Genomic DNA, 21199 nt, shown 5'->3' with positions numbered 1-21199 from the left:
GGGCACGAACGGGAGTCTTCCGCTTGGAGCGCTCTTCAAGTCAAGGCCCTGGGCGCCTACTTCGCGAACGGCCCGTCCAGCGCCGCCCATTGCAGCAGCATGATGGTCTTCGCGTCCGCGATCTCCCCGGTGCGGATCATCTCCAGGGCTCTACGGAAGGGCAGTTCGAGGATCTCGATGTCCTCGCCCTCCTCGTCCAGGCCGCCCCCTTCGTGGGTGCGGGTCGAGGGGCCGTAGGCGGCCGCGTAGAAGCTGACCCGCTCGGTGACCGAGCCCGGGCTCATATAGACGTCGAAGACGTGCTGGACGGTGCCGATGGTGTGCCCGGTCTCCTCGACCACCTCGCGGCGTACGGCGATCTCGGGGTGCTCGTCATCGTCGTCGAGCAGTCCGCCGGGGGTTTCGACGAGCATGCCGTCGGGGTGGCCGTTGACGTACACGGGGAAGCGGAACTGGCGGGTGAGCAGCACCGTGGCGCGCTCGGTGTCGTAGAGGAGCATGGTGGCGCCGTTGCCGCGGTCGTGGGTCTCGCGCTGCTGGGTTCTCCAGGTGCCGTCGGCGTGCTGGAGGTCGAAGGTGGTGGCGCGTTCCACGTACCAGTGGCTGGAGAGCAGGGTCACGTCGCGCACCTTGACGCGCGGGTTGCCGGTGAGATCGAGGCCGGTGCGGTCCAGGCCGGTGCGGCCCCGGCGGTCCGGGGTGTCGATGCCGGCGGTCATCGGACACCGGCGTCGTGGGAGAGGACGTACGAGTTGGTCATGCTCCGCTTCTACCATCCCGGGGCCGAGGGACGACGGAGGGGAGTCGTTGTGTGCACGCTGTGTGAAGGGGGTCACGTCATGACCTACAGGGCGCGCTCGCCGCCGGGCGATACGGTCGAAGGCCCAGCGAACACGTTTGCGAAGGTCGAACTTTTATGACACCGGACGACGTTGCCTTACTGCGGTTCACGGTGCTCGGGCCGTTGGGTGCCTGGCGCGGCCCGGCGGAACTGGCGCTCGGATCGCCGCAGCAACTGGCCGTGCTGGCCGTGCTGTTGCTGCGCCGGGGGCGGCCGGTCGGCACCGGTGAGCTGGTGGACGCCGTCTGGGGCGAGGACCCGCCGCCCGGCGCGGTGTCGGTGCTGCGAACCTATGTGTCGCGGCTGCGCGGGGTGCTGGAACCGGGCCGGTCCCGTGGAGAGAGTCCGGACCTGCTGGTCTCGGTGGCCGACGGGTACGCGCTGCGGGTGCCCGACGACGCCCTGGACCTGGCCGTCTTCGAGCGCCGGGTGGCCGAGGCCCGGTCCCTCGAACCGGCGTCGGCCGCGAAGGAGTTGCGTACGGCTCTCGCGGAGTGGACGGGCGTGCCCCTGGCGGGAGTTCCCGGACCGTTCGCGGAGGCCGAGCGGTCCCGGCTGGCCGAGTTACGGCTCGGGATCACGGAGACCCGCCTTGACCTGGACCTCGAACTGGGCGCCCACCAGGAGGTCATACCCGAACTGATCACCCTCACCGCGGCCCATCCGCTGCGCGAACGACTGTCGCGACAGCTCATGCTGGCGCTGTACCGCAGCGATCGCCAGGCCGAGGCCCTGGCCGTCTACCAGGGCACCCGGCAGACCCTCGTACGGGAGCTGGGTGTCGAACCGGGCTCGGCGCTACGGGAGTTGCACGCGAGTCTGCTGGCCGCCGACCCGGAGATCGCCGCACCCCCACCGGCACCCCGGGCCGCCCCGGTCGCCCGCCCGGCCCAACTTCCCTCCAGCCTTGCCGACTTCACCGGCCGCACGGAGGAAGCCGACCGGCTGGCCGCCGCGTTGTCGGATCCGTCCGGGACGTCGATGCCCGTCGCGGTGCTCACCGGGATGGGCGGTGCGGGCAAGACCGCGCTGGCCGTGCACACCGCCCACCGGGTCGCCGAGGACTTCCCGGACGGGCAGTTGTACATCGACCTGCGGGGCGTCGACGGCACTCCGACCGACCCGGGTGTCGTGCTCGCCTGTTTCCTGCGCGGTCTGGGCCAGTCGGACCAGGGCATGCCGGAGGGCCTCGCGGAACGCGCCGCGTTATACCGGTCGCAGTTGGCCGGGCGGCGCATCCTGGTCGTCCTGGACAACGCGCACGACGCCGAGCAGATCAGACCGCTGCTGCCCGGCGCGAACGGCTGCGCCACGATCGTCACCAGCCGGTCGCTGCTGGCCGCGCTGCCGGCCACCGCGCGCATCCCGGTGGAGGTGTTCACTCCGCAGCTGGCCGCTGACCTGTTCACCCGGATCGTGGGCGCACCCCGGGGAGAGGCCGAGCGCCTCGCGGTCCTGCGGGTGATCGACCTGTGCGGCGGGCTGCCGCTGGCGGTACGGATCGTCGCCTCCCGGCTGGCGGTGCGGCCCGACCGGCCGATCACGGACGTCCTCGAACGGCTGCGTGACGAGCGGCGCCGGCTGGGCGAACTGAGCGTGGAGGACCTGGCCGTCGAGTCCTGTTTCCGGCTCGGCTACGGCCAGCTCCCCGCCGACCAGGCACGTGCCTTCCGGCTCCTGTCCGTGCCCACCCCCACCGCTATCGGGCTCCCCGAGGCGGCCGCCGTGCTCGACCTGTCCGAGGCGGACGCCGAGCCGCTGCTGGAGTCGCTGGTCAACGTCGGCATGCTGCAGTCACCGGTCTGCGGCCACTACCGCTACCACGACCTGCTGCGGCTGTTCGCCCGGCAGCGCGCCCGGGAGGAGGAGTCCCCCGACGCGTGCTCCGAGGCACTGGTCCGGCTGCTCGACCATCTGCTGGCGACCGCCCTCGCCGCCTACCGGCTGACCCGTCCGGGACACACGCTGCCGGCGACACTGACGGCCCCTCGACGCTCAGGGGTGGCGTTCGCCGACGAGCAGGAGGCCAGTCGCTGGGGCGTTCGCGAGCTGTCGGGCGCGCTGGAGGTGGTGGGGCAGGCGGCCGAGCAGCACCCGGCCACCGCCGCGGATCTGCTGCTGGCGCTCGACCCCTTGCTGATGGCCGAGCACCGGTGGAGCGACGTGGTGCCCGTCGGACGGCTGGTGGTGGGCGCCGCGCGGCGGGCCGGGGACGAGCGGGCCGAGCGGCGCGCGGGCTACATGCTCGGCGGGGCGCTGATGCAGATCAACGACCTCAAGGCGGCCCGCGTGACCACCGACCGCGCGATCGAGCTGTGCCTGGGGACCGACGACCGCGCGGTGCACGCCATGGCGCTGAACGTGCGCGCCTTACTGGAGTGGACCGCGGGGAGAGCCACCGAGGCGTTCGAACAGGGCGGCCGGGCCGCCGCCGTCGCCCGCGCCATCGGGGACCGCTCCGTCGAGGCGATGGCCCTCGGCAACGTCATCCAGTTCCGGCTCACCTCCGAGCAGCAGGACGCGACCATCCTCGACACCGCGCTGCGCCAGCTGGCACTGCACGAAGAACTCGACGACCGGGCCGGCCAGGTATGGGCGCTGTACCGCCTGGGCCAGGTGCAACTGGTCCTCGGCCGCCCGGCCGACGCACTGCGCACCCACCGGCGGGCCCAGGAACTGCTTCCCGACGGCCAGGCACTGATGATCCGGGCCGGTTCGCTGATACGGGCCGCGGAGGCACTGGTGGAGCTCGGCCGGTTCGAGGAGGCGGCACGCAGCGCCGAGTCCGGCGTCATGCTGATCCGGGAGGTGGGTCACGAACGCCTGGAGGTCCTCGGCGAACGCGCCCTCGGCGACGCCCTGAGCCGCCTCGGCCACGAGTCCTGGGCCCACGCCTGCTGGCAGAAGGCCCACGAACTGGCCACCCGCCTCGGCATCCCCGAGGACGTCAGCCGGCTGGGCGAGCGGCTGCTGCGGAATCCGACGCGGAGCGGGTGAACACCGGGGCCCTCACGGGTTGTCGCCCCGGCGGGCACGGGCGAGGCCGTACCAGTAGCGGGCCTCCTCGTCGTTGCCTTCAGCGGACGCCACCTCTCCGAGCAGGGTGAGTACGGCCGCCGGGAGGGGGTGTGGGGCTGGCTGTGGGGGCTCGGGATCCGTCACCGGGGCGGGCAGCGCCGCGGTGCGACCGGCTTCGATCGCGGCAGCGTCGGGATCGTCCTGCTCCGGGTTCCAGACTTCACGAGCGCGCTCCCGTCGACCCAGGCGGAGCAGCAGCACGGCGAACTCCTCTCTCGCGCCCTCCTCGGTCTCGTAGTCGCCGCACTCGATGGCCTGCTCGAACCACTCGCACGCCTCCTCCGGCCTGCCGTCCCTGTCCAGCGCCTGCGCCAGCAGCCGCAACGCCTGCGGGCGGTGCTCGGTGTCCTCGGAGCGGGCGAGGGGGAGCAGCACCTCCACGGCCTCCCCCCACAGGCTCATGCGGGCGAGCGTGCTGCCGAGGTAGCGCCGGGCCATCGGTTCGATGCCGGCCTCCCCGGTGGCGAGGGCGTCGGTCAGCAGCCGCCGGGCCTCCTCGAAGTCGTTGTAGGAACGCCGTACGACACCGAGCCAGGCCCCGGCCTCGGCCCGGGTCTCCCAGTCGCCCACGTTCAGCGCGCCTTCGAGGAGTTCGCCGGCGGCCTGCACTTCACCGGCGTCCAGCAGGTATCGGCCGGTACCGAGATAGGCCACGCCGATCGCCTCGGCGTTCCCGCCTTCCTCCACGCTGAGCAGGAGTTCCTCCGCCGCGTCGGTCTCGCCCTCACGCAGCATCAGGACGCACAGGTAGGCGCGGGCGACGTCGGTGACGTCCGTGGGCTGGTCGTCGATCACGGACCGCAGGAGGGTGCGGGCCTCGTCGTTCTCGCCGTCCTCCAGCAGGAACTTCGCCAACTGGAAGCGCGCCATCTGCGCCATGGGCACCTCGTCGGTCTGCCCTGCCTCCCGCAGGTAGCGCAGACCGTCGGCCCGTCGGCCCCCGTACACGTAGACCATGCCGAGCAGCGTGTTCGCCCAGGCGACGGCGGTGGGGTTCGCCGACTCCGCGACCACGCTCAGCAGGCTCTCGGCGCGTGCGAAGTCACCGTTGTCGGCGAGCATGACGGCCAGGTCGATCCGCCCGATCAGCGACCACTCCTCGTGACCGGAGTCGATCGCCGCCCGGTAGGCCTCCTCGGCCTCCTGCAGCCGGCCCTCCCCCACGAGGAGGTCGCCCAGGAGGTCGGCCGCGCGCGGTGCCTGCTCCAGGTGCCCGGACCGCATGACCGCGCCGAGCTGCTCCCGCGCACCGGCCCACCCGCCCTCCTGGCCTGCGAGCAGGGCGGCCAGGTTGATGCGGGCGAGCTGTGTCCACTCGCGGTGCCCGAAGGCGATCGCCGCCAGGTAGGCCGCCTCGGCCGGCTCCGACTGGCCGTCCGCCGCGAGGAGTTCGCCCAGGAGCTCGGCGGCGCGCGGCGACTGCTCGACGTGTCCGGATCCCATGACCTCCGTCAGCAGGTCCCCGGCCCCGGCCAGGTTCTCCTCCACGGTCGCCATCACGAACGCCAGGTCGACGCGGGCCGTCGGCGACCAGTCGGGGTGGCCGGCGGCGATCGCGCGGCCCAGCCAGTCCCGGGCCGCCTCGTTGTCGTCGCAGGCGCCGTACCACTCGCCCAGGACGCAGGCCGCTCGCGGCGCCTGGTCGGGATGTCCGAGCTCCTGCACCTCGCGCAGCAGGGGCAGGGCCTGTGCGTCGTCGCCGAGGTGCAGCAGCGCGATGCCCAGGCTGACCTGAGCGACGGGGACCAGCAGCGGATGCTCGGAGCGCAGCACGGCCTCCAGCATCTGCTGGGCCTCGGTGTACCGGCCCTGGAGGATGTACAGCTCGCCGAGACCCGACTGGGCCTGCGGGACGGCGTGGTAACCGCCGCTGCCGACCGCCGACTTCAGGAGTTCCTCGGCGCGGTCGAGCTTCCCCTGGTTGGCGTAGATCCCACCGAGGTTCGCCCGGGCCAGCGCGGTGATCTGCCCCGCGATCGACTCGCCCACCGCCCGCGACAGCGCCCACGGCTGCTCCGCGAGCTCGGCGGAAGCGGAACCGGAGCGGACGGGGGCCGGTCCCGCACCGGGCTTTCCGCTCTCGCGGCCCGAGGTGCGCCCGCCGCGCCCGCCCCGCTGTCCGCCGGTCAGTACGTTGACCAGCGTGTTGCCGGCGAGTGGCGCCACCTCGGTGTCGCCTGCGGCGAGCACGGCCTCCAGGAGCTGCTCGGCGCGCTCCGTCTCGCCCTCTGCCGCCAGCAGCCGGGCGAGGCCGACCTGGGCCATCTGCGACACCTGCGGGTCCCGGGAGGTGACGGCGGTCTCCAGCAGCGTCCGGGCCCGCGCCCGGTCGCCGGTGAGCATGAGCACCCCGGCGAGGTCGACCTGGGCCAGCGGGACCACGTCCTCGACGCCGGACGAGGCCGCGGTGTCCAGCAGGGCCGCCGCCTGCTGGAAGTCGCCCTGGTAGAGCCGTATCTCACCGAGCATCAGGGCGGCCCAGGCCGAGCTGTCCCGGTCGCCCGTGGTCTGCGCGACCCGCTGGAACATCCGCTCGGCGGCCTGGGGTTCCTCGCGGACCAGCGCGGCGTACGCGCTGCGGAGCAGTTCCGCGGCCGGGCGGCGCTCGGTGAGGAACTCCCAGGCGAAGGGCGGCACTTCGGCCGAGGGGTCGTGGGAGCGGGTGTCCAGGTACTCGGACAGGTACGGGGAACCGGCGTACGCGGGCAGGTCGTCGGGGCCCGGGACGCGGTGGAGCAGCGCGATGCCGCCGGCGACCGGCTCGCGGGCCCACACCAGGCCGCTCCGGTACAGCGTCTCGTCGGCGTCGAACTGCGGGTGGTGTGCGGTGAGATAGGCGTCGAACAGTTCCAGCAGTACGGTCTCCGGCACCGGTTCCGTCATGCCCATCCGGTGCCAGTCGGTGGCCGCCTTCACCAGAGCCCAGCCCTCGGGACAGCTCTCGGCGCCGTCGTCGAAGCGCTGCTCCAGGGCGGGCGCGGCCACCATGAGCTCGCCGATGCCGCGGGCGGTGAAGTCCTCCCCGGGATACAGCTCCTGGGCGACGGTGGCGTCCTGCGCGCCGAGCCGCGAGGGCAGTTCGACGGTGCGCGCCTTGCCGAGGACGGTACGGGCGACACGGCCGACGTCGTTCTCCATCGCGATCAGCGCGGCCCGCTGCTTGGCCGGGATGGTGGCCACGACGGTGACGGCAGGGTGCTTGCGGGCCAGCCGGTCGAGGATCTGGAGGTCCAGGCCGCCGCCGGGCTGGAGATAGCGGTGCAGGTCGTCCAGCCAGAGCACGCCGCGCTCCTGCCCGGTCGGCAGGCTGAGGCGGCTGAGGTCGTCCAGGACCCGCTGGTCGGTGCCGTCCGGACGCGGCACGATCAGCCGGGCGTCGGGCAGCGTGCGCCGCAGTGCCTCGTAGAGCGAGCGGGACTTGCCGGCCTTGGACCGGCCGGCCAGCACCACGAACCGGGCCTCGCCGAGGGCGGAGTCCAGCTGCTCGTCCTGCGGCTGCCGGGACACGTAGGGCGCGTCGAGGGGCCGGTTGCTGTACTTGGAGCGGGAGACGCCGATGTCGTACGGGTCGGCCTCGTCGACCCGGGGAATCTCACCGTCCGCGGTGAGCGGGATCCACAGCAGGCGCTCCAGTCGGTCCCGCAGCTCGGCGGTGGTGGCGTCCCGTACGTACGGGACGAGCGGGGGCCAGTAACGGGCCATCGTCTCGACCGTGATGGCGTAGGCCGTGCGCCGGTCGACCTTGGCCACGGAGTCGCGGGCGACCAGCATGCCGACCACGCCCTCGACGCTCATGTCCCACACAGGGGAGCCGGAGAAGCCCTGTTCGAGCGCGAATCCGGTCGTCGAGGTCACCACCGCGAGCCACTCCTTGCCCGCCTCGCCGAGGATCTCGCCCTGTGCGGGGACTCCCTGACGGGCATGCTCCTTGGGGTAGCCGTAGGCGCGGAAGCGGTGGTCCCACGAGCCGGACTCGGTGGTGCGCAGCGGGGCGGCCTTGGCACCGGGGGGCGGCGGGGCGCCCAGTTCCAGGACCGCTATGTCACCGGTGTCGGATCCGGTGGGCGGGTGCCAGCCCTCGGGGAGTACGACGGCGGGGATCGGCTCGTGCTCCTGGGCGTGCTGGAACTCGACGTGGACCGGGTCCTGGGGCACCTCCTTGGCCGTGCCCGGCCGGACGACGTGGGCGCAGGTCAGCACGTGCCGCTCCGTGACCAGCAGCCCGGCGCCCACCGGATCGGAGTCCCGGGAGCGGCGGATGCTCACCAGCCAGGGCGGGCGCTCCCGCGTGGCGGACACCGGTTCACTCCCCGGTGGTCAGGGCGGTGGACCGACTCCAGTGGATCTTGACGTTGAAGTGTCCCTCCACGGCCGACTTCGCGATCACCACGCCGCTCTCGGCGTTGAGCTTCATCCCGAACTCGACCTCGAACTCGTCCGGGGCGAGGGCGTGTACGGAGTCGACGACCGAGCGCAGGGCCGGGCGGACCGCGGCCAGCGCGTCCTCCAGGCGCCGGCCGGCCTGGACGACGCCGCTCGGGTCCCGGGCGATCCGCTCGAGTCCCGCGTCGTCCTCGTCCACCTCGACCAGAAGTGACGCCCCGTCAGGACCGTCGAAACGCACCAACTCGGCCATGAGCCCCCCGAACTGTCACCGCCGTACACCGTTCGTGAAGGATAGTGGTGAGAGCGACGGCTGCGGGTGGGTTTGCGGCCATACCGGTCGGATGCAGGTCCGTTGGGGGGACAGCGTGGAGAGCAGCAGGCAAGAGATCCAGGAGATCACGGACGCGCTCGCCGCCACCGACACAAGCGACCAGGAAGCCGCCCTGCGCGCGTTGGGCGCCGCCTTCCGGTGGGCGGCGACCGCGCTGGGCGGGCTGGACGGCGGGGCGGGCGGCAGTCAGGCCCTCGCCGTGCTGTTCGCGCTGGACGACGCGCTGGACGCCGGCCGCGGTCTGGACGACGCGCTGCCCGGGCTGCTGGCGGCGGCCCGGCCCGGGGACCAAGTGGCCGGTGGCACCGAGGAGTTGATGCGGCAGCTCACGCGGACCGCCGACCGGGTGCGCGCCGAGCGGGAGGACCTGGAGAAGCTCGCCGCCGCGGAGGACGCCCTGCGCCGCCGGCTGGAGGAGCACGAGGGGCTGCGCCGGCAGGTCGACGAGCTGCGCCGTCTGGAGCGGCTGGTCGTCGCGCTGGACGCACTGCACGAGCAGCAGCAGGTCATCGGCGAGCGGCTGGCACAGTTGCGGGGGCGGGACGCGGGCGTCGACGAGGCGCTGCGCACCAGCAGTGACGCGCTGGTGCGGCTCACCGAGGACAAGCTCGCGGTGCTGGCACCGCAGACCCGGCAGATCCTGGAGCGGGCCGCGACAGCGCAGAACGCGCTGGCATCCGCGGAGCGCGAGTTGAAGGCCAGCGCGGCCGAACTGGCCACCTACCACGACCGGTTGGAGCAGGTGCAGGCCGAGCGGGGTGCGCAGCTGGCGTCCCTGAGCCGGTACGCGCAGGCCGACCGCCGGCTGGCCCTGGCCCTGCGGGACGCCGCCGGGGCGGCCGGGAGTGCCTCCGCCCACACCTGGGAGGACCAGGTCGCGCTGGATCAGGTGGCGTCCGCCACCGAGACCATCGAGCGCCGGCTGCGGGAGGCGGACGAGGTGCTGGGCAGGGTGCTGCGGGACCGGGAGGACGGGGACACGGACGGGAGGAACGTGGTCCTGCGCACCGGCGGGTGAGCGGAGGCAGAGCCCTCGCTGGGGTCGAGTCCTGCCCCGCCTCTACAGCCGCGAACCCGGCGGGTCCGGCACGTCCTCGGGCTGGAACTCGGCGCCGGTGTCCTCTCCCCGCCCGTACCTCGCGGCCATCCGGCCCTCCATGGCCCCCAGCAGTCCACGCACCGTCCGGGCGTTGCCGAAGGCGGACGGGTCGGTCCGGCGGGTGAACTCGAGCCAGCGCGCGGCCCGTTCGGGGACGCCCTGGCCCAGGGTGTAGCCCTCGGCGGCGGCCATCCGGCGCAGGATCTCGATCAGGTCCCTGAGGGAGTAGTCCGGGAAGGGCACCCGGTCGGTGAAGCGGGACCGCATGCCGGGGTTGAAGTCCAGGAGTTCGTCCATGTCCCTCGGGTAGCCGGCCGCGATCACCACCAGCCGGCCCCGCCAGTGCTCCATCTCCCTGAGCAGGGTGTCGATGGCCTCGGCGCCGAAGCCGCCCAGTCCCTTCGTGTCCCGGACGAGGCTGTAGGCCTCGTCGATGAACAGCACGCCGTCCAGCGCGTCGTGCACGGCCGTGCGGACCAGGGGCGCGGTCTGCCCGATGTAACTGGCGACCAGGTCGGCGCGGGTCGCCTCGACGACATGGCCCTTGCGCAGCAGACCGAGGTCGCGGAAGAGCTTCCCGATCAGGCGGGCCACGGTGGTCTTGCCCGTGCCGGGCGGCCCCGTGAACAGCAGGTGGGGCGGGGCGAGCGTGCCCTTCTTCAGAGCGTGCCGCATCCGCAGCCGGTTGGCGAGGTTCTCCAGCACCTCCCGGACCGGGCCGAGGCCGACGTAGTCGTCGAGTTCGGCGAGCAGGTCGGCGGGGTCGGGCGCGGGCCGGGGCAGATAGGCCCGGTAGGTCTCCGGGATGTCCCCCGGGGTGACCGGTTCCCCGATGTCGCCGCGGACCCGGCGGGCCCACTGCTTGGCGACGGCGTCGGCGAGAGTGCGCATGTCGCGGGCGTTGGCGAAGTCCGCGTTCCTCGTCCGGTACAGCTCGTCGACGATCTCCCGCAGCCGGTCCGCGGCCCCCTCGTCGAGCAGGAGTCCGCGTTCGTCCAGCCGGCGCAGCAGGATCGCCTGGAGGGTGTCGGGGGCGTAGTCGGGGAACTCCAGGACGTTGTCCAGGGGGAAGCGGCTCGTGAGACCGGGGTTGGCGGCCAGGAACTCCTTCATCTTCTCCGGGTATCCGGCGACGATCACGACGAGCCGGCCGCGGTCGTCCTCCATGCGCTTGAGCAGCGTCTGGATCGCCTCGTCGCCGAACCCGTCCCGCTGGTCGCTCAGTCCGTACGCCTCGTCGACGAACAGGACGCCGTCGAGGGCCCGGTCGACCGTCGCGTTGGTCAACTGGGCGGTCTGGCCGATGTATCCGGCCACGAGGTCGCTCATCTGGGCCTCGACGAAGTGACCGCGGCTCAACAGGCCCAGGTCGCGGTACATCTCGCCGACCAGTCTGGCCACCGTTGTCTTTCCCGTGCCCGGGTTGCCGGTGAACACCAGGTGCAGGGCGGGTGGTTCGGCAGCGGCGGCACGGCCGGCGGCCCGCAGCGCCGCGTTCGCCTCGGCCTCGGCCCGCAGCTGCTCGAAGTGGTGCTTGAGCGATTCCAGTCCGGGCATGGACTCCAGCCGTTCCCAGGGGGTACGGCTGTCGGCCGTGACCGTGCCTCCCCACTCCCGTACCGAGTCACGGCTGAGCTCACCGCCCTGGCCTGCCAGGCGTTCGAGCCGGGCCTGCCAGGTGAGAGCCTTGCCGGGGTGGGCGGCCATCGCCTTCACGATCGTGTCGAGTTCGCGCCAGTCGGCGATCCGCAGGCCCTTGCGCAGCCGTACGGAGTGGATGAGCCGTTCCAGTTCGGCGGCCTCGGGCAGGCCGATCCGCAGAGTGCCGCCGCGTCCCGGCGCGGAACGCCGCTCGTCCACGAAGGTCTCCAGCAACGGGTAACTCCCGCGCGTCCGCACGGACTCCGCCACGTCGTCGAGACTCGCCTTGCGGAAGACCAGGATCCACTGGTTGCGGTGGTGGCCGTGGTGGGCCCAGCGCTCCATGGCGCTGGCAAGCTGCCGTGCGGCCGTGTGATGCCGCAGGATCTCCTCGGTGTGCGCGAACACCACGGCCGTACGGTGCTCGGGTTGGCGGAGATAGCCGGCGAGGGTCATCACCCCGAACGGGTCGGCGATGCCGCTCGGCGGCGCGGCCGGTGTGGAGTCGGGGCCCGCGCCCTGTCGCGCGGGCGGCTCCGGCTCGGCGGCACGGCGGGGCGCGAAGTCCCGCATCAGCAAGTCGCCGAGCGGCCCCCTGAGTTGTGCGTGCCGCATGGTGCGCGGGCCGCTCGGTCGTGGCGGTGCGGCGGCGGTGCGGCCGGCCCGGGTCAGGTCGCGGGAGGCGGGGTCCCGGAAGTAGACCGGATGGTCCAGCGAGCTGAAGACGATGCGTTCGAAGCCCTCGGCCCGCAGCAGCCGCCACAGCGCCTGTTCCAGGACGCACACCTGGTAGGCGCTGTCGACGAAGACGTCGCCCACGCCGGGGCCGTAGAGGATCGTGAACGGTTCCCCGCTGTGCAGGGCGGACGGGTCGAGGCGTTCCGTGGCGGGCCCCCGTTCGGACGGTGTCTCCACCGCCGTCGCGGTCATCGCGCGGCCGTCCCCGGCTCCCGCCGCTCGCCGGGCCGCGGTGTGCGGTGCCGGTCGAGGTCGAGCATCGCGGGGTCGAGGGTGCCCGGCTCGCAGTCCGGCGCCGACGTCCGGTGACCGTCGGCCGCCAGCGCCTGCTGGATGGCCTCGGCCCGGCCGCGGAGGTCGGCGTCGGCGGTGACGTCGTGGTCGTAGGACAGCACCCGGACCACGCACTGCTCGGAGTCCCGGTCGGCCTGCGAGATGTCCACCACGATCTCGTTGCCGTTGGCTTCGTTGCGGAGCTTGGCGTAGTAGGCGCCTCGCGGGTCGGCGTCCTGGTACTCGCCGTCGACGAGGTCGTAGTAGGCGTACTCGCTGAGTGTCTGGGCGACCGCGTCGGCCAGGTTGACCCTGATCTGCGAGGCCAGATGGCGCATGCCCGCCCGCTCCACGGTGCCGCCCAGGGTCTGTTCCAGCCGGGTCGACTCCTCGTCGCGCAGACCACGCAGTACGTCTATGTCCGTGCCGTCGTCGCGGGCCCTGGCCAGGGCGTCCACGGTGTCCCGGCGCAGCTCGTCGAACTCGCCGTCCGACCAGTAGACGACGTCGAGTTTGTATCCGGCGAGGGCCTCGCCCTCCGGTCCGATGACGGGCCGCTCCGTGTTGCCCTTGATCAGGTTCTCGACGCGTACCAGGGCGTCGACCGCCTCGGTCTGGGCCGAGCAGCGTTCCAGCTCGCGCTGTTCGACGTCCACCCGCAGATCGCTGAGCGAGTGGAAGGCCTCCTGCACCACGGCGAGGGCGGCGTCGAACCGTCCGTCCGTGACATTGTGCTCTGCCGTGCCGAGCCGTCCGGTGAGCCGGGCCAGCTCTCCTGGCGCGTACCGCTCGTGCGGCAGTGTGTCGGCGATCAGCGCGGTCAGGGTGCGGGCGTCCGCCAGCCAGGCCCGTACGGTCTCCTCGGCGTGCGCCCGGTCGGCCTTCATCACGTCGATCTCCGCGGACAGCTTCGCCATCTCGGCGCGTCGCTCGGCCCGTTCGGCGGCGATCGAGCGCCGGGTCTCCTCCCGCTGCTCGGCCAGTTGCCGCCGGGTGTCCTCCTGGATCCGGCCCGCGGTCTCGTCAAGGGCCCGGTGCAACTGGGCCGCCTGCTCCTGGAGCCTTCGGGTGGTGTCTGCCTCCAACTGGCGGGTGTGGTCGCTGAGTTGACGGACCGCCTCCTCGTGTCGCCGCTGCCGTTGCTGGACGCCGGCGAAGGTGCGGTCGATGTCGGCGCGGGTCTGGGCCCGTACGTCGTCGATCAGCTGGGGGATGTTGCGCTGGACATCCTTCAGCTGCTGGGCCTGCCGCTGGATGCGGTACCACTCCGACTCGTCGACCTGAATGCGCTTCCTACCGCTCATGGTGGTGCTTCCTTCCTGGGGACGTACGGGCGCGGACGGCGTCGACCGCGGTGTCGAAGGCGGCGAGGAGTCCCGTCGGCGGTACGCCGATGAGCAGGACCTCCCGGCCGCTGACCGCGATCTCGGCGGCGCGCGGGCCCTGTCCGAAGTCGTATCCGCGGTCGGCGAGCCGCCTGGTGAGGTGGTGGACGCGCTGGTTGGAGCTGCCGCGCAGACCGCGGCCGTCGTTCAGGGCGGCGACGTAGCGGCCGTCGATCAGTACGTCGACGGCGTCGAGCAGGTCGGGCACGCCGGGCGACGGCGGCCTGGTGCGCAGCTGTTCGAGACGGTGTCCGGTGAAGCAGATGACGGTGACGTCCCGGATCTCGCGGGCGAGCCGGACCACCTCCGCGAGTCCGGCCGCCTGCTGCATGGGTTCACCTCCGGAGAGGGTCAGGCCCGTCACCCGGGGGTCGGCGAGCAACTCCGCTGCCAGCTCGGCGGGTTCGGCCCGGCGGGCCGGGCGGTCGGGGATCCAGTCCGGGGCGATGCAGCCGACGCAGTCGAAGGGGCAGCCCTGCACCCACAGGGCCGAGCGCACTCCGGGGCCGAGGGCCTCGGTGCCGACGTGGGTGGCCGCGACGTTGAGCACGGGGGCGGTCACAGCGGTTGTCCGTTGTGGGCGGCGAAGGCCTGGGCGGCCCGTTGCTCGGGCAGGTAGGTGAACGCGACACCGTTGACGACGACTTGGCTGCCGGGTCCGCAGGTCGCGTCACTCTGCCGGCCGGTGGAACCGTCCGGGGTGTAGCGGATCAGCAGGTCGACACGCGGCCCGCGGTCGGTCGACCGGCGCCGGCCGTGGACCGAGCCGCGGCCGCCGATCCCTTGCGGGCGCAACGCGACCCGGCGTCCGGAGAGGGCGATGCGGTCGGGCAGCTGCCCGCCGAACACCGGGGAGAGCACCAGCTCGCCGCGCAGCCGGGGACGGTGGGTGCGCCGCCACCACAGCCAGACGACCAGGACGACCAGCGCGATGCCGGCGAGGAGGGCGGGCAGGAGGACCGCCGAGCCGACGGTGCCCCGCAGCGGCAACTCGGCCCCGGTGACCTGGACTTGGCGCGGCACCTTCAGCGCGATGTCCGGGGCGAGCGCCCGCTCCCAGTCGGAGCCGACGAGTCCGGCCACCCGCAGACCGGCGTCGGTGTTCTCGGTCCGGCGGTACGGCAGTGGACCGGCCGACAGTTGTCCGCGCAGTCGGACGGGGAACGTCTTGGACTCCCCCGGCTTCAGGGCCAGTTGCGACGGCAGTCCCTCGATGCGCAGGGGCGTGCCGTCGGCCGTGACGTGCAAGTCGGTGATGTTCAGGGGCACATGACGGGTCGCCGACTTGAAGGTGATCTCCGCGGTGGCGGCCCCGTCGGTGACGTCCCGGCGGCCGTCGCCCGCCCAGGACGCGGTGACCCCCTTGCCGATGTCGTCGGCCAGGAGGAGCTTCGCCTTGCGCGCCCGGGCGCCGTCACCGGCCCGGCCCAGATAGTCGCCCAGGTCCTGGATGCTGTCGGGGCGCAGCACGATGGCGTCGTCGACGACTGTCCCGAGGAGCTCGGCGCCGGTCGCGCCGCTGCCCAACGGCAGTGCGTATCCGGCGAGTTCGGTCCGCTCGCCGATGGCCTGGGCCCGCTGACGCAGGTCGGCCCACGGGGCGCCGGTCGACTCGGGATAGGGGGAACCCTCGGGCGGGCTGTGCTGGCCGTCGGTGAGCAGCACGACGGAGGCGATCTCGGCCGCGTCGTCGCGCTCCAGCTCGTCGAGCGCGCTGTCCAGCGCCGCGCCGATGTCGGTCTCGCCGTCCGGGTCGGGAGCCGCGGGCAGCGTGGACATGATGGTGTCGGTGTCACCGGCCGAGCCGATGTAGCGGGGCTCGGGGGTGGAGTCGAAGGTGAGGAGCGCGACGTGGTCCTCGGCCGACAGCCCGTCCAGGAACGGGCGCAGCGTCGAGCGGACGGTGTCGTATCTGCCGTCCTCCGTCATGGAGCCGGAGGTGTCGACGAGGACGACGTAGTCGGCGGGCTGGTCGCTCAGACCGAGGTCCTCGTAGATCTCGGCACGGGAGGGGCTGGTCGCCGCGGACGCCGTGGGCGCGGCGACCGGCGAGAGCGCCAGGAGGGCCGCGGTGGCCACGAGGGCGCAGGCCCGCCCCGTGCGACGCCGGACGGCCGGGGCCTTGTGCGGGGGCTTTTCACCGGGGGCGCTCTGGCCGGCCCCACCAGCGGATCGGTTCACGTACGGGCTCCCTCGATGTCGGTCGGCAGGATGCCGAGCGGGTATTCGCCGGGCGTGCCGGGGCCCAGCGGGTGCAGTACGAGACGGGCGGTGCCGTCCACGGCGATCCGTACGCCCACGTGGAAGCGGGCCCCTTCGGCGGCCGGGGGGAGCGTCAGGGTGCCCACCGGTGCCGTGTGCCGGCCGTCCGCGTCGCGCACCTGGATGCGGACGGGCCGTGCGCTGTCGGTTCCGGCCGGTCCGGTGCGGACCCGGACGCGCTGCCCGTCGGTTTCCGCGAAGACCGGCGGGCCGCCCGGTTCCAGGGCGCCGGCCGGGCTGATCAGGAGTTCCTCTGCGAGGGGCTCGCCGCCCACGGTGCGGTGGGTGCCGACGCACACGGCGTGCGGATAGCGGTCGGCGGGGTCGACCCGCCCGGCGGCGACCAGTGCGGCGCCGAACGCGGCCGCGAGCGCCGGGTCCACTCCGCCGGGCAGTGCGACCGGCACGCCCTGCCGGTCGGTGAGCCGGCGCAGCAGCGGGCCGAACCGCGCCATGCCGCCCACCGCGATCGACGGCGGTGCCGGATGCTCGCCGCGCGTGGCGTCCAGCACCCGGTCGAGCCCGGCGGTGAGCCGCCCCAGCGCCTGCCGCACGGCGCCCACGGTGATGTCCCGCCCGGCCACCTGGTGGACCACGACTTCGTCATACCGTCCCGGATGGCTCGCGCTGCGTCCGAGGGCGAGGTCGAGCCGCTGTACGGCGTCCTCCTGGGCCCTGGCTCCGGCGAGCGACCGCCGCCCCTCCTCGTCGTCGGGCAGGCCCGCACCGGCGAGAAGCGCCGCGTCGAATCCGGCGCCGAATCCTTCGACGGGCGCGTGCCGGGCGGAACCGGTCACCGCCACGGAACCGGGGGCGAGAGCGCACACCGACACCTCGGCGGCCGTGGCACCCAGGTCGCACACCGCGTACCGCGGGGCGGTCGCCATGCCCGCGTGCCGCAACAGCGCCAGAACGGCGTGCGGGGTGCCCAGCGCACGCAGCCGCGGCAGCGGGTCGCTGCCGTGCAGAGCGGTCAGTACGTCCGTCGCCCGACGCGCGTGTGCGGCCCGGTCCTCCTGCGGGACGACCAGCACCACCTGCTCTGGTGTGCCGCAGTGCTCGCGGTAGGCGGCGTACGCGGCCCGCAGCGCGGCACCGTGATGCCCGCCGACGCCACCCGAGGTGGGCAGGCCCTCCCCGGGCACGGAGCCCGGCAGTTCGACGAGGCCCGGTGTCCCGTCCGCGCCGATGCGGGCGATGCGGGTGAAGTGGGCGCCGGCGTCGATGGCGATGGCGGCGGGGGACGTCATCGGTAGCCCTGGAACCAGTCGGGCCGCTTGGGCAGGATGCGCCTCTGCTTCGGCCTCCGCCGCTGCTGTTGCTGCGGCTCCGGGTCCGGCAACGGCGCCTGATGAGCGAGCTGTTGACCAGGGTGGGCCGGCTGCGGCGGCTGCTGGGAGGGCGGTTGGGAGTGGGATGACGGCGACGACCGCTGCGGGGCGGGTTCGGACACACCGCTCAGGGACTCCATGATCCGCTGGTGGTGGGCCAGTTCGCCGAGGCTGAACCGGTGCAGGTCCTCGCACAGTTGCCGGGCCCCCTCGGCGGTCCGTAGCGCCGAGTAGAGCTTCAGGCCCATCCGGGTGTCCACCCGGTCCATTTCGGTGGTGAGGAAGTACGCCCGCCACGGCCCGCCCGCGATCAGCCACGCGGTGATCTCGCCCAGCAGCTGCGGGGTGAACGTACGGGAGGGCGATCCGTCGACGATCACCCTGGCCAGCCGTTCGTAGGACGGAATCTGGGCCAGGGCGTGTTCCCGGAAGTCCCGGACACTGCGCAGCCAGCGCAGGTGTGGACGACGGCCGAGGGTCGTCACCAGGCTTTCGGGCAGGGGCAGGTCGAGCCAGGGGCCGGGGTTCGCGGTGAGGCGTGACTCCAGCAACTCGCTCACTGTGGACTCGATTCCGGGCCGCCTTGCGATCAGCCGGTCCAGCACCTCCCAGGAGTTCGATCGCGCTTCCGTCGCGTCGCCGAGCAGGGCCTCCACCACTGACCGCGCCAGCGCGCCGTCGGTGTCGATCCGACGGATCACGGCGTCCGTGTAGTCGTCCATCGTCCCCAGGCCGGTGATGTGTCGCAGCCGTGGCATCGACCGGGCCGTCCCCGCTCCCTGGGCCCCATTCATCGCGCACAGCAGGTCGGCGTCGGCGGCGGTGGCCGGGGTGACGCCCAGGTCGCCCGGCGGGGCGAGCCGGTCCAGGGCGGGCACCAGCCGTGTCGGTCCGTCCGGGCCGTGCGCCACCTGGCGCAGACGGGACCACATCGGCTCGATCACCGCCGGCCGGCGGGCGTCGGCGGCGATGTCCAGGGCGATGCGCCAGGCGCTGTCGTCGGCGGCGAGGAATTCGGCGGCGTCGTTCTCCGTGGCCCGGCCGGGAGCCGCGACTCCGGTGAGAACGGCGGCGAAGCGCAGCCATCCGGTGATGCCGCCGACGGTGAAGGCGTCCGCTCGCGCGGCCAGCCGGGACAGCGGCGCGAGAGAGCGGGTGCGGTCCTCCAGCCAGGTGGCCAGCCACTTCAGTCCGGCTTCCGGGGTCCGGATGAGGAAGCTGTCCGCCGAGTCCGGCAGTCGGTCGAACACGTCCTCCACCATGTAGACGAGGGACCCCACCCATCGGGCGTTCTGGTGCGGGTCGGACACCAAGGCGGTGAACAACTCGTCGAACACACCGGGATGGTCGGCCTCCGTCGCGTGCATCAGCCACAGATAGCCCGTGGCCCGCTCGAAGGAGGCCTCGGTCGAGCCGTCCGCGGCGACGTCCTCGGCCAGCAACTGCGGAGTGAGACGAGTCCAGTGCTGGCGCAGCACCGCCTGGGCGAGCCCGCCGCCGCTGCCCTGCGCTCGGCGGGCGAGGAAGGGTACGAGCACCGCCAGCCGGTGCTCGCCGAGGGAGTCGATGGGGTGGACGTCCAACACCCGCTGGACGTCGGACAGTTCGCCGCGGCCCTGCCGGATCTCCTCGATCACCGAGTCCAGCAGGTCGGCCTCGCGCAGGGCCCGGACGGCGTCCGCCGGGTTCTGGAGGGGGATGGCCGCGACGGCACCCAGGAGATGCCCGACCAGTTCGGCCGTGGTCCGCCCCTTCGCCTGGAGCCTGAGCAGTTCGCTGAGATAGGTGCGGGCGACGGCGCCCTGCGGCTCCGGAGGGCTGCCCGCCCCCAGCTGGACCTCCACCTGTCCGGTCCGCGCGCCGGACGCGAAGACGAGCCGTAGACCGTGGTCGGCCTGGCCGGTCCAGGTCGCGGCACTCAGCCAGGCACGGCATCCGTACGGCAGCAGCGAGCAGACCGCGTCGAGAACGCGGACCCGCTCGGCGACCTGCGGGAGCGCCTGCCCCGGCCCCGGGACGATCGCCACCTGCCGGTTGTCGAGCAGCAGCGCGGCCACCCGGGCGGCCCACGCGAAACCCAACTCGTCCACCTGGGCGGCGAGTTCGGCGGCCGGCGAGTGCGGTACGGGAAGGGAGGCTCCGATGCCCGTGGGCGGCGGCTGTTCCCGCGGCAGGAGGTGGTCGAGCGACGACCAGGTCAGCCGGGCGGCACCGGCCTGTCCCCAGTCGACCAGGAAAAGCTGCCAGGCATAGCTGGGGGCGCCGGTTCCGTCCCTGCTCCCGTCCCAGGTGGTCTCGACGGTCGCGCAGACGGGGCTCGGGTCGGTGTGGACACTGCCGAGGAAGACACGCCACGGCAGGGCGTCCGCCGGGTCGCGACCGTCGGGGGTCCCGGTGGTGGCGCCCCACAGATAGGGCTTGGCACGGTCCGCCGGCAGGCTGCCGTCCAGCACCTCGTAGCCCATCACCTGCCCGGGATGCTTGCCCAGCACGGCCCAGTCGGCGGTCAACCGACCCGCGCCGAGGCCGTCGTTCACCGTCGCCACCCCTTGCGGCCGCCGCGGTCGGCACGGATGCGGCGCTCCAGGTCGGTCAGCGGCTCCAGCACGTTGATCGGCTCGGGCGAGGTGCAGATCCGGCGCTTTCCGTCGACATACTCCTCGTTGGCGTAATTGCGGTAGTCGAAAACGTGCTGCGGATTCAGCCGAAAACCGATGGCGGACATCGCGTAGTAGGAGATGCGCTCGGGGTGGAAGAAGTTCGCCAGCCCGTCGCGCACCAACCGCGCCGTGGAACCGCGGAAGTCGTCGCACAGCCACTGGAAGTAACGCTCGCTCAGCTGCTCAGGGACACGTGGCAGTTGGGCGCCCACGGAATCCTGGGTGACCCATCCGGCCTCCACGGCGGGCCGGAAGACGTCTGGGTGGTCGAACTTGGCGACGCAGACCGAGACATGGTGCGGCAGTCGGTTCCGGTAGTGTCCGCCGGCGTTCCTGACCCGGGCGCTCAGCTCGTTCAGCGTCGAGTAGAAGAAGGACAGACTCTGGGTCAGCTCCTGGGCGTCGCCGAGCGGGTCGAAGATGTAGATCAGCCCCTGGGACCGGGCGAGTTGGTCGATGATCAGTGCGTGGCTGGGATGATCGCTGCGGAAGATCTCGCCCTGCGCGTCCTGGATCTCCAGGACGAAGCTCGCTTCCCGGGTCCGGTTGCGCATCATTCCGGCCGCCGGTTCCTCGCCCTGGAACGACCAGCTCATGCCCTGGATGCCGACGGTGCCGTCGGGGAACTCCCGGCGAACGGCCAGCAGCGACACGCTCCTGTCGAGGAAGGCGTTGGCCTCCGCGTTCATACCGCTGATCAGCCAGTTGCCCTGCCCGTGCCGCTGGTACTGCATCGCCGCGATGGGCAGGGCGTGCAGATACGTCGTCTTGCCCGAACGCGGCGCGCCCCACAGGCCGATGCGGACACGGTCAGCGGCGGCACCGTCCCCCTGTGCGGCCGTGGGGATCCGCAGCGGAGCGAGGTTGCCGTCCGGCACGGACGGCAGGGGCGGCGGCAGGCTGGGCTGCGGCGGGTACACGGGCGCGGGCAGGGGCATCGGCGCGGGCGGTGGCACGGGCGCCGGTGCCGGATCGCGCACCACGCCGAAGACCCCCCGAGGGGCGGGCTGCTCCGGCGGCGGAGGCGGCTGAACGGGCTCGACGGGCTGGGCAGGCTGGGCCGGGCCCTGGTTGCCGTTCGCGGAGGGGCCACCGGACGGGTCGCCGTCCGGGGTGTTCTTGTTGGGCCGGTAGAAGTCAGCGGACATCGCATTCTCCTCGTACGGGAGCGGAA

The 21199-nt window shown here is 72.9% G+C and carries 12 protein-coding genes; 2 read left to right on the top strand and 10 right to left on the bottom strand.

The window, feature by feature from the left end:
• Nucleotides 1-56: 56 nt before the first annotated feature.
• Complete coding sequence (locus AC5DRG_RS45080; protein WP_491805891.1) at nucleotides 57-719, bottom strand: NUDIX domain-containing protein; 663 nt, start codon at nucleotides 717-719, stop codon at nucleotides 57-59.
• 197 nt (nucleotides 720-916) lie between these two features.
• Here AC5DRG_RS45080 and AC5DRG_RS45075 point away from each other — a divergent pair, with 197 nt between their 5' ends.
• Nucleotides 917-3838 (top strand): AfsR/SARP family transcriptional regulator, encoded by a 2922-nt coding sequence (locus tag AC5DRG_RS45075; RefSeq protein ID WP_491805889.1) that lies wholly within the window; start codon nucleotides 917-919, stop codon nucleotides 3836-3838.
• Between the two features lie 12 nt (nucleotides 3839-3850).
• Here AC5DRG_RS45075 and AC5DRG_RS45070 read toward each other — a convergent pair whose 3' ends face one another.
• Nucleotides 3851-8218 carry a tetratricopeptide repeat protein gene (locus AC5DRG_RS45070; RefSeq protein ID WP_491805888.1) on the bottom strand — a complete coding sequence of 1456 codons (4368 nt, stop codon included), beginning with the start codon at nucleotides 8216-8218 and terminating at the stop codon, nucleotides 3851-3853.
• A 4-nt stretch (nucleotides 8219-8222) separates the two neighbouring features.
• Nucleotides 8223-8555 (bottom strand): CU044_2847 family protein, encoded by a 333-nt coding sequence (locus AC5DRG_RS45065; protein ID WP_491805886.1) that lies wholly within the window; start codon nucleotides 8553-8555, stop codon nucleotides 8223-8225.
• A gap of 115 nt (nucleotides 8556-8670) precedes the next feature.
• On the opposite strand from AC5DRG_RS45065, the gene AC5DRG_RS45060 reads away from it, so the two are divergent.
• Nucleotides 8671-9654 (top strand): hypothetical protein, encoded by a 984-nt coding sequence (locus AC5DRG_RS45060; protein WP_491805884.1) that lies wholly within the window; start codon nucleotides 8671-8673, stop codon nucleotides 9652-9654.
• 42 nt (nucleotides 9655-9696) lie between these two features.
• On the opposite strand, the gene AC5DRG_RS45055 is transcribed toward AC5DRG_RS45060, so the two are convergent.
• The 7 genes from AC5DRG_RS45055 to AC5DRG_RS45025 are packed head-to-tail and all read right to left on the bottom strand — an operon-like array spanning nucleotide 9697 to nucleotide 21173.
• Nucleotides 9697-12306 carry an AAA family ATPase gene (locus tag AC5DRG_RS45055; RefSeq protein WP_491805882.1) on the bottom strand — a complete coding sequence of 870 codons (2610 nt, stop codon included), beginning with the start codon at nucleotides 12304-12306 and terminating at the stop codon, nucleotides 9697-9699.
• Nucleotides 12303-13691 (bottom strand): hypothetical protein, encoded by a 1389-nt coding sequence (locus AC5DRG_RS45050; protein ID WP_491805880.1) that lies wholly within the window; start codon nucleotides 13689-13691, stop codon nucleotides 12303-12305. Before AC5DRG_RS45050 ends, AC5DRG_RS45055 begins: the two co-directional genes overlap by 4 nt.
• Nucleotides 13681-14334 (bottom strand): 4Fe-4S single cluster domain-containing protein, encoded by a 654-nt coding sequence (locus AC5DRG_RS45045; protein WP_491805879.1) that lies wholly within the window; start codon nucleotides 14332-14334, stop codon nucleotides 13681-13683. Before AC5DRG_RS45045 ends, AC5DRG_RS45050 begins: the two co-directional genes overlap by 11 nt.
• Nucleotides 14331-15953, bottom strand: a complete 1623-nt coding sequence (locus tag AC5DRG_RS45040) for a vWA domain-containing protein (RefSeq protein ID WP_491805878.1) — start codon at nucleotides 15951-15953, stop codon at nucleotides 14331-14333. The genes AC5DRG_RS45045 and AC5DRG_RS45040 overlap by 4 nt, the downstream gene beginning before the upstream one ends.
• Nucleotides 15950-17284 (bottom strand): hypothetical protein, encoded by a 1335-nt coding sequence (locus tag AC5DRG_RS45035; RefSeq protein WP_491805876.1) that lies wholly within the window; start codon nucleotides 17282-17284, stop codon nucleotides 15950-15952. The genes AC5DRG_RS45040 and AC5DRG_RS45035 overlap by 4 nt, the downstream gene beginning before the upstream one ends.
• A complete protein-coding gene (locus AC5DRG_RS45030; protein WP_491805874.1) occupies nucleotides 17281-19902 on the bottom strand; it encodes a hypothetical protein in 2622 nt (873 codons plus the stop codon). The genes AC5DRG_RS45035 and AC5DRG_RS45030 overlap by 4 nt, the downstream gene beginning before the upstream one ends.
• A complete protein-coding gene (locus AC5DRG_RS45025; protein WP_491805873.1) occupies nucleotides 19899-21173 on the bottom strand; it encodes a hypothetical protein in 1275 nt (424 codons plus the stop codon). Before AC5DRG_RS45025 ends, AC5DRG_RS45030 begins: the two co-directional genes overlap by 4 nt.
• Nucleotides 21174-21199: the final 26 nt, after the last annotated feature.

The sequence above is a fragment of the Streptomyces sp. JLBG701 genome, from assembly GCF_058544905.1.
Note: the sequence above shows the minus strand (reverse complement) of the source record. Positions and strands in the feature narration are given on the sequence as shown.